The organism is Streptomyces sp. NPDC001922 (assembly GCF_042891165.1).
Lineage (GTDB): Bacteria > Actinomycetota > Actinomycetes > Streptomycetales > Streptomycetaceae > Streptomyces.
Genome location: NZ_JBIASV010000001.1, coordinates 23,938 through 35,819 on the forward strand (window position 1 = coordinate 23,938; position 11,882 = coordinate 35,819).

Annotated in this window: 15 protein-coding genes; 9 read left to right on the forward strand and 6 right to left on the reverse strand. The window is 70.5% G+C overall.

The genetic code is table 11. The features are described 5' to 3' along the window. Positions 1-53: 53 nt before the first annotated feature. Positions 54-1,550 (forward strand): cysteine desulfurase/sulfurtransferase TusA family protein, encoded by a 1,497-nt coding sequence (locus ACFYYR_RS00105; protein WP_388844883.1) that lies wholly within the window; start codon positions 54-56, stop codon positions 1,548-1,550. Positions 1,551-1,828: 278 nt separating this feature from the next. Here ACFYYR_RS00105 and ACFYYR_RS00110 read toward each other — a convergent pair whose 3' ends face one another. Then, the gene (locus ACFYYR_RS00110; protein ID WP_388844885.1) at positions 1,829-2,803 is read right to left on the reverse strand and encodes a carbohydrate kinase family protein; all 975 of its coding nucleotides are present in this window, start codon (positions 2,801-2,803) and stop codon (positions 1,829-1,831) included. A 182-nt stretch (positions 2,804-2,985) separates the two neighbouring features. On the opposite strand from ACFYYR_RS00110, the gene ACFYYR_RS00115 reads away from it, so the two are divergent. Next, positions 2,986-3,201: a hypothetical protein gene (locus ACFYYR_RS00115; protein ID WP_388844888.1), complete on the forward strand. Its 216-nt coding sequence runs from the start codon at positions 2,986-2,988 to the stop codon at positions 3,199-3,201. A 141-nt stretch (positions 3,202-3,342) separates the two neighbouring features. Beyond that, positions 3,343-4,962, forward strand: a complete 1,620-nt coding sequence (locus tag ACFYYR_RS00120; protein ID WP_388844891.1) for a hypothetical protein — start codon at positions 3,343-3,345, stop codon at positions 4,960-4,962. Between the two features lie 179 nt (positions 4,963-5,141). On the opposite strand, the gene ACFYYR_RS00125 is transcribed toward ACFYYR_RS00120, so the two are convergent. Next, positions 5,142-5,498, reverse strand: coding sequence for an iron-sulfur cluster assembly accessory protein (locus ACFYYR_RS00125; RefSeq protein WP_351509443.1), 357 nt, complete (start codon positions 5,496-5,498; stop codon positions 5,142-5,144). A gap of 417 nt (positions 5,499-5,915) precedes the next feature. Between ACFYYR_RS00125 and nadA the strand changes: the two genes are divergently transcribed. Beyond that, entirely contained in the window at positions 5,916-7,103 is a 1,188-nt protein-coding gene (nadA, locus tag ACFYYR_RS00130; protein ID WP_388844894.1) for a quinolinate synthase NadA, read from the forward strand. Between the two features lie 292 nt (positions 7,104-7,395). On the opposite strand, the gene ACFYYR_RS00135 is transcribed toward nadA, so the two are convergent. From ACFYYR_RS00135 to ACFYYR_RS00145, 3 genes are all read right to left on the reverse strand, one after another. Next, complete coding sequence (locus ACFYYR_RS00135) at positions 7,396-7,743, reverse strand: VOC family protein (RefSeq protein WP_388844897.1); 348 nt, start codon at positions 7,741-7,743, stop codon at positions 7,396-7,398. Between the two features lie 120 nt (positions 7,744-7,863). Further along, a complete protein-coding gene (locus ACFYYR_RS00140) occupies positions 7,864-8,403 on the reverse strand; it encodes a hypothetical protein (RefSeq protein ID WP_388844901.1) in 540 nt (179 codons plus the stop codon). 78 nt (positions 8,404-8,481) lie between these two features. Next, positions 8,482-8,838: an ATP-binding protein gene (locus ACFYYR_RS00145; RefSeq protein WP_388844905.1), complete on the reverse strand. Its 357-nt coding sequence runs from the start codon at positions 8,836-8,838 to the stop codon at positions 8,482-8,484. A gap of 88 nt (positions 8,839-8,926) precedes the next feature. Here ACFYYR_RS00145 and ACFYYR_RS00150 point away from each other — a divergent pair, with 88 nt between their 5' ends. Together ACFYYR_RS00150 and ACFYYR_RS00155 are read left to right on the forward strand one after the other, a co-directional pair. After that, the gene (locus tag ACFYYR_RS00150) at positions 8,927-9,148 is read left to right on the forward strand and encodes a DUF397 domain-containing protein (RefSeq protein WP_388844908.1); all 222 of its coding nucleotides are present in this window, start codon (positions 8,927-8,929) and stop codon (positions 9,146-9,148) included. Then, on the forward strand, positions 9,145-9,405 hold the full coding sequence (locus ACFYYR_RS00155) for a DUF397 domain-containing protein (RefSeq protein WP_388844911.1): 261 nt from the start codon (positions 9,145-9,147) through the stop codon (positions 9,403-9,405). The genes ACFYYR_RS00150 and ACFYYR_RS00155 overlap by 4 nt, the downstream gene beginning before the upstream one ends. A 305-nt stretch (positions 9,406-9,710) precedes the next feature. Here ACFYYR_RS00155 and ACFYYR_RS00160 read toward each other — a convergent pair whose 3' ends face one another. Next, complete coding sequence (locus ACFYYR_RS00160) at positions 9,711-10,289, reverse strand: ATP-binding protein (protein WP_388844914.1); 579 nt, start codon at positions 10,287-10,289, stop codon at positions 9,711-9,713. Positions 10,290-10,493: 204 nt separating this feature from the next. On the opposite strand from ACFYYR_RS00160, the gene ACFYYR_RS00165 reads away from it, so the two are divergent. From ACFYYR_RS00165 to ACFYYR_RS00175, 3 genes are read left to right on the forward strand one after another with little or no spacing between them, the layout of a single operon-like run. Then, positions 10,494-11,366 carry a helix-turn-helix domain-containing protein gene (locus ACFYYR_RS00165; protein WP_388844917.1) on the forward strand — a complete coding sequence of 291 codons (873 nt, stop codon included), beginning with the start codon at positions 10,494-10,496 and terminating at the stop codon, positions 11,364-11,366. Continuing rightward, on the forward strand, positions 11,363-11,605 hold the full coding sequence (locus ACFYYR_RS00170) for a DUF397 domain-containing protein (RefSeq protein WP_388844920.1): 243 nt from the start codon (positions 11,363-11,365) through the stop codon (positions 11,603-11,605). Before ACFYYR_RS00165 ends, ACFYYR_RS00170 begins: the two co-directional genes overlap by 4 nt. A gap of 21 nt (positions 11,606-11,626) precedes the next feature. Beyond that, positions 11,627-11,842 (forward strand): DUF397 domain-containing protein, encoded by a 216-nt coding sequence (locus ACFYYR_RS00175; RefSeq protein WP_388844923.1) that lies wholly within the window; start codon positions 11,627-11,629, stop codon positions 11,840-11,842. Positions 11,843-11,882: the final 40 nt, after the last annotated feature.

Consider the following 11,882-nt stretch of genomic DNA (forward strand, 5'->3'; position numbering starts at 1 on the left):
CCCGTTCCCCCGGACAACGGTGCGGGGCGCCCCCGGCGCGTTAGCGTTTTCCCGTGGCCTATTTCGATTCGGCATCGTCCGCTCCGCTGCACCCCGTCGCCCGGCAGGCGCTGCTCGCCTCCCTCGACGAGGGGTGGGCCGACCCGGCCCGGCTGTACCGGGAGGGGCGGCGGGCCCGGATGCTGCTGGACGCGGCCCGGGAGGCCGCCGCCGAGGCCGTGGGCTGCCGGGCGGATGAGATCTCCTTCACGCCGTCCGGCACCCGGGCCGTGCACAGCGGGGTCGCCGGTGCGCTGGCCGGCCGCCGGCGCACCGGGAACCACCTGGTCGTCTCCGCGGTCGAGCACTCCTCCGTACTGCACGCCGCCGCGGCCCACGAGGCGGGCGGCGGGGTGCTCACCGAGGTGGAGGTGGACCGCGCGGGCCGGGTGGACCCCGGCGTCTACGCACGGGCCCTGCGGCCGGACACCGCGCTGGCCTGTCTGCAGTCGGCCAATCACGAGGTGGGCACCGAGCAGCCGGTCGCGGAGGTCGCACAGGCGTGCCAGGGGGCAGCCGTGCCGCTCCTGGTGGACGCGGCGCAGTCGCTGGGGTGGGGGCCGGTCGCGGGTGACTGGTCACTGCTCACCGCAAGTGCCCACAAATGGGGCGGACCTGCCGGTGTCGGACTGCTGGTGGTGCGGAAGGGCGTCCGGTTCGCGCCCCAAGGTCCGGCGGACGAGCGGGAGTCGGGCCGCGCGCCGGGCTTCGAGAACATCCCCGCGGTGGTCGCGGCCGCGGCGTCGCTGCGGGCCGTGCAGCAGGAGGCCGCCGCCGAGGCGGCCCGGCTGCGGTCCCTGGTCGACCGGATCCGGGCTCGGGTGCCTCAGCTGGTGCCGGACGCCGAGGTCGTCGGCGATCCGCTGCGCCGGCTGCCGCACCTGGTCACCTTCTCGTGCCTCTATGTCGACGGGGAGGCGCTGCTGCACGAGCTGGACCGGGCGGGCTTCTCCGTGTCGTCCGGCTCCTCCTGCACCTCCAGCACGCTCACTCCGAGCCATGTCCTGCGGGCGATGGGGGTGCTCTCGGAGGGCAACGTCCGGGTGTCGCTGCCCTCCGGGACCCCGGAGGAGGAGGTGGAGCGCTTCCTCTCCGTCCTGCCGGAGACCGTGGGGGCGGTGCGGGAACGGCTGGGGGCGCCGGAGGGGCGGGGCGCGGGTGCGCCGACGGCCACCACATCCGCTGCCGGGGCACCGGCCGCCGCAGCACCGGCCGGCACCGCACCGGCCACGAGCCCGGCCCCGGACGGGCCGGCGGAGTCACGGGCCGAGGAAGCGGACGAGGAGCCCGCCCTGACCGTCGACTCGCTCGGGAAGCGCTGCCCGATCCCGGTGATCGAACTGGCGAAGGTGATCGACGACGTGCCGGTGGGCGCGCTCCTGGCGGTGCTCTCGGACGACGAGGCGGCGCGGCTGGACATCCCGGCGTGGTGCGCGATGCGGGAGCAGGAGTACGTGGGCGAACGGGCGGCGGAGCGCGGCACCGCCTATCTGGTCCGCCGCCGCGGCTGACGATCCGGCTGTCCGGTCCGCCGCCGCGGCTGAGCGTCCGGGGCCCGGCGGGCCGAACCCGTACCGGCGGAGCCGGCCGTCCGGCAAACGGGGTGAGCCCGGACCCCGGCCGCCGGCCTGCCCGGTGCACCCGCCGCCGGGGTCGGCAGCTGATCCGTCCGTCCCGCCGCCGGGCCCGTCGGCCCCGCGCCCGGACCGCAGCACGACGGCCGGCCCCCGGTGTGTCCGGGGACCGGCCGTCGGTGCCGGGCCGGCTCAGGTGCGCCGGGCCTCGGCCGTCAGCTCAGGTGGGCCTGGACCTCGGCCGCCGCGTCCTGGCCGTAGGCCTTGGTGAACCGGTCCATGAAGTGGCCGCGCCGCAGCTCGTACTCCTGGGTGCCGAGCGTCTCGATGACCAGGGTCGCCAGCATGCAGCCGAGCTGGGCGGACCGCTCCAGGGAGAGGTCCCAGGACAGGCCCGCCAGGAAGCCGGCCCGGAAGGCGTCACCGACACCGGTCGGGTCGACCTTGGCGTCCTCCTCGGGGCAGCCGACGTCGATCGGCTGCTCGCCCTGCCGCTCGATCCGGACGCCCTGCGCGCCGAGGGTCGTCACCCGGGTGCCGACCTTCGCCAGGATCTCGTCCCCGGTCCAGCCGGTCTTGGACTCGATCAGGGCCTTCTCGTACTGGTTGGTGAAGAGGTAGTCCGCACCCTCGACGAGCACCCGGATGTCGTCGCCCGACATGCGGGCCAGCTGCTGGGAGGGGTCCGCGGCGAACGGGATGCCGCGCGAGCGGCACTCCTCGGTGTGCCGGATCATCGCCTCGGGGTCGTCGGCGCCGACGAGCACCAGGTCCAGCCCGCCGATCCGGTCGGCGACCGGCTGCAGTTCGATGCTGCGGGCCTCGCTCATCGCGCCGGTGTAGAAGGACGCGATCTGGTTGTGATCGGTGTCGGTGGTGCACACGAAGCGCGCGGTGTGCAGCACCTCGGAGATCCGGACGGCACTGGTGTCCACACCGTGGCGGTCGAGCCAGGCGCGGTACTCGGCGAAGTCGTTGCCCGCGGCGCCGACCAGTATCGGGCGGAGGCCGAGCAGCCCCATGCCGAAGCAGATGTTGGGGGCGACGCCGCCGCGGCGTACGTCGAGGGTGTCGACCAGGAAGGAGAGCGAGACCGTGTGCAGCTGGTCCGCGACCAGTTGCTCCGAGAAACGGCCCGGGAAGGTCATCAGGTGGTCGGTGGCGATGGAACCGGTGACAGCGATTCGCACAGCGGATCTGCTCCCGTGACGGTAAGAAGATGAGGGGACAGTCAACGCTACCCGTTGCGGCCCGCCTCTCCGACCTGGCAAATCTACCCGATAGTAGGTCTTTCTCCACCGCATTGCGGACGCATACGGTTTCGGATGTACGGGGTCCGCGACGAGGCGGCCCCCTCGGACCGGGAGTACACATGCCGAAGCAGCACGTAGAGACCGCTCCCCTGCCCCTCACCGCCGAGCCCGAGTCGCTCGCCGAGCTGCGCGGTGACTGCGCCCGGATGGCCCCGCACTGGGTGGCCCACCCGCACGCCTCGTCCGAGCCCGTCCCGCCGTCCCGGATCCACGGCATCTCCGTACCGCCCGCGTACGCCCGGCTGCTGGACGGAATGTCCGAGTACGGGGACTGACGCACCACCGGTGCCGCGGGGCCTCCCCAGCCCTCCCCGCGGCACCGGGGAACCGGATGCCCCACTGCTCCGTCCAACCCGCGTCCCTCGGATGAGGGACTCGACATTCAACTGTCGAGCGGAGTCGAAGGAGCAAAAACGGTGAGCACCGAGAACACTCCCCCCGCGTCCGGCGACGAGCCCGTCACCGAGGGCGCCAAGGGGAGCTCCCCCACCGAGGGCACACCGGAGAACCGTGCTTCCGACAACCCGCGGCAGCGGCGTTCCACGCTGGTGGCCGTATCGGTCGCGGCAGCAGTGCTGCTGGCGGGCGGCGGCGGTGCGTACTGGGCCTCGACCGCCGGTGACGGCGGCGGGGACCAGGGCACTCCGGCCGCCGGTCAGGGTGACCCGCCCCCGCTGAAGCTGGACGGGTACGGGCAGAGCGCGAAGCACGAGGGACCGGCGGGCATCGCGCCGGGCGAGCCGGACCCGTCCGGGGCCGAGTACCGCGCCGAGGGCCGGCTGCCCGAGGCACCCGGTTCGGCCCATGTGTACCGGGCGCAGGGCGAGGTGACGCGGGCACAGGCGGAGAAGCTGGCCAAGGCGCTCGATGTGCCGGGCGCGCCGCGGCTCGACGCGGGCACCTGGAAGTTCGGCACCCCGGATACCGCGGGCCCGACGCTGGACATCAACTCCAAGGCGCCCGGCACCTGGACGTACGTGCGCTACGGAACCACGACCGACTGTGCGGAGCCCGGGCCGAAGGACGGTCCCGACGGCAAGAAGGGCGCCTCGCCCCGGTGCGCGGCGCCCGGTGAGGCCCCGGCTCCGAAGGACGACAAGGACAAGGGGTCCGGCCCGGTCTCCGAGGAGAAGGCGAAGAAGGCCGTCGGCCCGGCGCTGAAGGGCATCGGGCTGAGCGACGCCAAGCTGGACGCGAGCGAGACGGTCGGCGCGCTGCGGATGGTGAACGCCGAGCCGAAGTACGACGGGCTGCCGACGTACGGCTGGCAGACCGGCCTCCAGGTCGGCGCCGACGGGCAAGTGGTGGGCGGCAGCGGCCATCTGACGCGGATGGCGAAGGGCGCCGACTACCCGGTGCTCAGCGCCCAGGAGACGCTGAAGCGGCTGAACGCCATGGGCGGCGGCGGCAAGGTCGGCATCGCCGGCTGCGCGTCGGCCGTTCCGCACGACGGCTCGATGGGCATCGAGGGCGGCGAGAAGCCCGGCGAGGAGAACTGCCCGCCGGCCGGCGGCAAGCGCCCGACGGACCGGGGTCCGCTGACGGTGCGCGACGCGACCTTCGGCCTGGCGATCCACTACGTGGACGGCAAGCAGGCGCTGGTGCCGTCCTGGATGTTCGAGGTGGAGCAGCCGGGCACGAAGACCCCGGACGACAGCTACACCGTGACCCACCCGGCGGTGCAGCCGAAGTACCTCGCCGGTTCCTCGTCCGACGACGGGCCGACGGCGGAGCCGGAGAAGCCCGGGAAGCCGGGCAAGGCCGGGAGCGGGACGCAGGCCGACATCGAGTCGTACAGCGCCGACGGCCGGACGCTGACCCTGAAGTTCTGGGGCGGGGTGTGCCACACCTACACGGCCTCGGTGAACACCTCGGACGGGTCGGTGCAGGCCGAGATCCGGGGCGAGGAGAAGAACCCCGGCGAGAAGTGCATCAAGATCGCGAAGCAGTACGAGAAGAAGGTGCAGCTCGACAAGCCGCTGGGTGAGCGGAAGGTCGTGGACGCCTCGGACGGCAAGACCGTGACGAAGAAGTAGCGGCGGGCCGCGGGGTCCGGACGGCCGTTCCGGCCGCCGATTCCGGCCCCGCGGACGGCACACGAAGACGTCGAGGGCGGCGGACCTGGTGGTCCGCCGCCCTCGACGTCTGTCGCGCGGGCCGCCCTCGGGCGGCCCGCGATGCTGAGTGGCCGGTGATGCTCAGTGGCCCGCGATGCTCAGTTGAAGGAGTCGCCGCAGGCGCAGGAGCCGGTGGCGTTCGGGTTGTCGATCGTGAAGCCCTGCTTCTCGATGGTGTCGACGAAGTCGATGGAGGCGCCGCCCAGGTACGGGGCGCTCATCCGGTCGGTGACGACCTTGACGCCGCCGAAGTCCTTCACGACATCGCCGTCGAGCGAGCGCTCGTCGAAGAAGAGCTGGTAGCGCAGGCCGGAGCAGCCACCGGGCTGGACGGCCACGCGCAGCGCGAGATCGTCGCGGCCTTCCTGCTCCAGCAGGGCCTTGACCTTGGCCGCGGCGGCGTCGGACAGGAGGATGCCGTCACTCGCGGTGGTCTTCTCGTCCTGAACGGACATCTGCTTCTCTCCCGGGTTCGTACGGACTGCTTGCCGTCGGCTGCAACCGACGGGGCCGCGGATTCATTCCGGGCCTGGCACGTTCTCTTCGCCTTCATGCTCGCACACAGCGGCGGCTCGGGGCACGGGCTGCCGGGTGAGGCTTCCCCCGGAGGGGCGGGCCGCGCGGGAGGGCCGCGGAGCGGTGTGCGACGGGGCCCGGATCCGGCGGGGGCGCGGGAAGGGGCCGGTCCGGGCCTGCGGGGCGGGTTCCCGTCCGGGCTCCCCTGCGGCTTCCTGCGGCTGCCCGAGGCCGATGACCGGGGCCGCCCGGGAATGCGTCACATCGACGCGATGACCATCGTCAAACTGACACGAAGCAGTTATGATAGATAGCGTCAATCAGACGAAAAGGCTTGTCTGCGGAACACAGAAAGGGTGCGTGCAGTGACCACGGCCCAAACGCTCGACGTCCAGCCGACGCCGCTTGCCCTCCTCCTGCTCGGCCGGGAGGCCGACCCGAAGAGCGAGCGCGGCGTGGAGTGCCCCGGCGACCTGCCCTCCCCGTCCGACCCGGACCTGGTGGAGCGGGCCCGTGCGGCCAAGGCGAAGCTCGGGGACAAGGTCTTCGTGCTGGGTCACCACTACCAGCGCGACGAAGTGATCCAGTTCGCCGATGTCACCGGTGACTCCTTCAAGCTCGCGCGGGACGCCGCCGCCCGGCCGCAGGCCGAGTACATCGTCTTCTGCGGCGTCCACTTCATGGCCGAGTCCGCGGACATCCTCACCACGGACGACCAGCAGGTCGTCCTCCCCGACCTGGCCGCGGGCTGCTCGATGGCCGACATGGCCACGGCCGAGCAGGTCGCCGAGTGCTGGGACGTGCTGGCCGAGGCGGGTGTGGCCGATGTGACGGTGCCCGTCTCGTACATGAACTCCTCCGCCGACATCAAGGCCTTCACCGGCAAGCACGGCGGCACGATCTGCACCTCCTCGAACGCCAAGCGGGCGCTGGACTGGGCCTTCGAGCAGGGCGAGAAGGTCCTCTTCCTGCCCGACCAGCACCTGGGCCGCAACACCGCCGTCCGCGACATGGGCATGTCGCTGGAGGACTGCGTCGTCTACAACCCGCACAAGCCGGGCGGCGGCGTGAGCCCCGAGGAGCTGCGCGCGGCGAAGATGATCCTGTGGCGCGGGCACTGCTCGGTGCACGGCCGCTTCTCGCTGGAGTCGGTACGGGACGTCCGCGAGCGCATACCGGGCGTGAACGTGCTGGTGCACCCCGAGTGCAAGCACGAGGTCGTCGCGGCGGCCGACTACGTCGGCTCCACGGAGTACATCATCAAGGCCCTGGAGGCCGCCCCGGCCGGCTCGAAGTGGGCGATCGGCACCGAGCTGAACCTGGTGCGCCGGCTGGCCAACCGGTTCGCGGACGAGGACAAGGAGATCGTCTTCCTCGACAAGACGGTCTGCTTCTGCTCGACGATGAACCGGATCGACCTGCCGCACCTGGTGTGGGCGCTGGAGTCGCTGGCCGAGGGCAATGTCGTGAACCGCATCCAGGTGGACCCGGAGACGGAGAAGTTCGCCAAGCTGGCGCTGGAGCGGATGCTGGCACTGCCGTAGCGGTCCGCACCGCCGCCCGCCGTGGCGGCAGGAACGGGTCCCCGCCGCCGCGCGCGGGACCGTTCCCTGCGCGCGAGCGGGACCGTTCCTGGGCGCAAACAGGACCGTTCCCGGGCGCGACGGCGGAGGCGGGACGATGGATACGTGGAGAGGGGCGTCCCGGTGCCGGGGCGCCCCTCTCATGGGTCCGCCCGGCGCTTTCCGCGGGACACCGGCCGCCCCGGCGCTTTCCGTGGGGCACCGGCCGCCCTTCGTGATCGACGGCGGAACCGGAGCGGAGGGCCCGCAGCGGTCAGCGGTGGCCGAGGACGTTGACCACGCGGCCGTTCGGGTCGCGGACGAAGAACCGGCGCACGCCCCACTCCTCGTCCCGCAGCTCCCGGACGATCTCCGCCCCGCTGCCGGCCACGGCCGCGTACACCGCGTCCACGTCGTCCACCTCCACGCTCAGATCGGGCGTGACGGGCGCGGTCCGGTCCTCGGTCAGGAAGGTGACCTGCGCGGTGGGGTTGGCGGGAGAAGCGAGGGTCATGACCCAGCCCTGGTGCATGACCTCCTCGAAGCCCAGCAGGCCGTAGAAGTCCCGGCTCTCGTCCAGGGCCTCGGACCGGATATCGGGCACGACTCGGCGAACGGACATCGGCGTCTCCTGCGGCGAGTGAGGGGCGGCGTCGGCCCGATCCTGCCACCGGGCACTGACAACGGTGGGGAGTGCGGACGAGCGCCGCGGCCCACGCCCGAGGTCCCCCGCCGACGGGCGCTACGAGGCGAGGAGCGTCTCGGCGAGCCAGGCCAGGCCGCCCACGACCGCCCCGTAGACGGGAATGGCGATGAGGGGCCACGGCACGGGCCGGGGGACGAGCACCTTGGCGTGAAAGGCCAGATCGCGGTACTCGGCCATGCCCTCGGTGCCGGGCAGGACCATGAACCTCGGGCGCACGGTGCAGAAGAGCAGCCAGTCGATGACCAGCAGGTCGAACAGGATGAGCGCGAGGAAGGCGGTGACGCCCAGGACGAACGGCGGCCAGAAGCCGAGCGGCTCGTCCGTGCGGGCGTGGAGGTCGAGCACGCCCGCCACCGGAACACCGACGAAGACCAGGAGGTTCAGTACCCCCGCCACCGCCGCGGTCTGCTTGCCCCGTGCGCTCTGCTCGCCGTACCGCTCCTGGATCGCGGGCGGATAGTCGGAGAGCAACGCATCCCGGGCCACCAGCAGGGAGCCGAGGATCACCACGGTGGCCAGCCCTGTCAGGACGACTGCGTAACTCAGGCTGACACGCGCAATTTCCGACCATTCCATGATCACTGAACCTACTCGGCGCGGACGAAGAGTGCGCAAGTAGCTTTTCGGCACAGTTGGCGATTGCGCGCTCCCGGCTCAGGCGGGCGACGAGGGCTGATGGGTGCCGGGCGCGGGCGCCACGGCGTCTACAGGATCCGCGGGGCGCAGGACGCACTCGGCCCAGACCGTCTTTCCGATCCCCGGGGAACGGTCGTGGCTGCCCCAGGCGCTGGCGAGCGCGTCGACGAGGAACAGGCCTCGGCCCGACTCCTCGTCCTCGGATGCCTTGTGGAGGGTGGGGTGTTCGGAGCCGGCGTCGGAGACCTCGATCCGCAGCGTTGCCGTTCCTCCGGCGCAGAGACCTTCGTGGCGCGGGTCGGTGTGGTCGCACAGAAGCTTGCTGACGTCGGTCTCCATGGACAGCGTGGCGAAGCAGTACCTCGTGGCTTTCAACGCACTCTGCGCGGCGGGGCTCAGTCCCCGTAAGTCACGCGACATGATGGCCGAGTTGCTGACCGAGCTGTAGCGAAGGGTGAGAGAGATGGTGGACACCCAGCCCCACACGCGGGCACCCCACATCTGGCGGAAGTCCAGCTACAGCGGAGGAGAGGGCGACTGCGTCGAGGTCGCCGCAGCGGGTGGAGGAGTCACCCATGTGCGCGACTCCAAGGACCGCGAAGGACCCGTTCTGACGTTCTCCGGTGATGCTTGGCGGGCCTTCGTGGCCGGTGTGGAGGCAGGCGAATTCAGGGAGTCCATGTGAGAACCTCAGCAACGGCCGAGCCTGATGCCCCACAAGCGGCATGGCGTAAGAGCAGCTTCAGCGGTGGCAACAACAACTGTGTCGAGTGGGCCCGTGCCGCCGGTGGGGGCTGCTATGTCCGCGACTCCAAGAACCCGGCCGGCCCCGCACTGCTGGTGACGGCCGAGGCGTGGTCGTCGTTCGTCACCGCTGTGAGCGCGGGTGAGTTCGTCGGACCGGAAGCGGACGAAACGGCTGCCCACCGACCCGCCTACTGAGCGAAAACGCCGATGGCGCCCTCTCCCTATGTCCGGGGACGGGCGCCATCGGCGTTGCGAAACGGGCGGCAGGGGCATTTCACCCCGGCCGATTCCGTCTCGCGCTCGGTCGCGGGCTCGTCGGTCCGGTCCGACACCGTGCCCCGCTTCGCCGCCTTCTTCTTTGGCGCGCCGCCCCTTCTCCCCCATGGCCTCGGACCGGATTCCGGGCATCACTCGGCGATCGGCTGCGGTGCCCGCTCCGAGTCGCTGCCCGACCTGGGGCCAACTGATTGCACGCTCCCGGATCAGGCGGACGAGCAGGGCTACTGGGGACCGAGCGCGGACGCCACAGCGTCTACGGGCCCCAGGACGCACTCCGCCCACACCGTCTTTCCGATCCCCGGGGAACGGTCGTGGCTGCCCCAGGCGGTGGCCAGGGCATCGATGAGGAACAAGCCTCGGCCCGACTCCTCGTCCTCGGACGCCTTGTGGAGGTTGGGGTGTTCGGAGCCGGCGTCGGAGACCTCGATCCGCAGCGTTGCCGATCCTCCGACGCGTAGAACTTCATGACGGAGGGGGGTGGAGCCCGCGTCGTTCCGGTCGTCCGACTGCCGGGCGGACGACGCAAGAGCACTACGCCCATCATCAGTGACGAGCACCGCGATCCGGACCCGGAACTCCCTTCCCGGCACGTGCCCGTGGGCGACCGCGTTGGCGGTCAGCTCACCGACGAGCAGCGCGGCCGTGTCGGCCCCATAGCCCCAGCCCTCCAGGCGCCCTACGGCGAGTCGGCGGGCGAGTCTGGCGCCCTTGGGGGACGAGGTGAAGGACATGCCGAACTCGTGTGCTCGGAAGCTCTGTTGCGTATCAGCAGTAGTGGCAGTTGTGTTCGAGCGGGCCATCGACAACTCCTGTGTCCCCTCTGCGCGGGCAGCACGGCGTAAGGCGATGCGGCTACCAGCCCAACCTCATCGCGTCACCATCAGTGTTCACACAGTGACGCCGCCGTGCAACGTTTACTGAGGAAACGCATCCCAAAGAGGGGCGCGTTGTCCCACCGCGCACAGACCCAGCAGAATGACCCAGAGTCACCGAAGGGGTACTGCATGGCTGCGTCGTCCTATCCGCCTTCCACCGTGCTGGGTCGCCAACTGGGCGGTGAGCTCAGGACATTGCGTGAGCAGAAGGGGTTCTCCACTGCAGACGTGGCCGCAGCTCTGGAGTGCACGAAGGGCAAGGTCTCCCGCATCGAGAACGGCAGGGTTCCACTGCGCAATCCAGACCTGGTCGCCATGCTTCGGATGTACGGAGCGGACGAGTCGACATCGGAACGCCTCGGGTCGCTTGCCCGGACCGCGAACCGTCGGCGCCGTACGGGCTGGTGGAACGAGTACGGCACCCTTCTCGCCGATACATACCGCGACTTCATCGCTATGGAAGCCGAGGCATCGCTCGTCCGAACCTTCCAGAGCCAGACGGTCCCCGCTCTTCTGCAGACCGCCGAGTACGCTCAAGCACTCGCAGTGGCCAGTCGCTGGTGGAAGCATCCGGAGGAGATCGAGCAGTTCGTAGCGGTGCGCATCAAAAGGCAGTTGCGACTGACCTCTGAGGAGCCTCTGCAAGTATGGGCCGTCATCGCGGAAGGCGCCCTACGGCAACACGTGGGCGGCCCTCATGTGATGCGGGCACAGCTCGAACACATCACGCATTGGGCTCAACAAGAGCACGTCACCGTGCAGGTAGTGCCCTTCCGCACCGGAGCACACGCCAGCATGGGCGGGCCGTACGTGCTTCTCTCCTTCCCTGATGACGGCTCCCTGGACGTGGCGCTGTTGGACAATCCATCGGGGTCCATCTGGTTGGAGAAGGCCGAGGATGTTGCCGTGTACCGGACGCTCTGGGACGACGTACGAACAAGTGCGCTGTCCCCAGCGGATTCGGTGCAGTTGATCAACTCAATCAAGGAGCACCTTCAATGACCCAGGGGATAGCCGCCACCCACGGCACGTCACACGCGGTATGGCGTAAGAGCAGCTTCAGCGGGGGCAACAACGAGTGTGTCGAGGTCGCCATTGGCGTTCAGGGGACCGTTCCGGTCCGTGACTCCAAGAATCCGGACGGAGCGGTCCTGACGTTCACGGAGGCCGCGTGGAATGCCTTCATTACGGGTGTATCCGCAGGAGAGTTTGAACGGACGTCCCAACCGATTGCCGACTGAGCCGCGACGGAGGTCGGGAAGATGACATACAGGCTGTCACCCCCGAAGAAGCCATCCAACTGGCGAAAGTCCAGCTACAGCGGAGGACAGGGCGACTGCGTCGAGATTGCCGCAAGCGTTTCGAGCGTTGCCCACGTCCGGGACTCCAAAGACCGTGAAGGCCCGGTCCTCACCTTCTCAGGCGATGCGTGGCGGGCCTTCATAGCCGACGTCTCGGCAGGAGAGTTCCCCTTCTAGGAAGCCCTGTTCACCTGCGCGGGTGAACACCGCGGCGCCC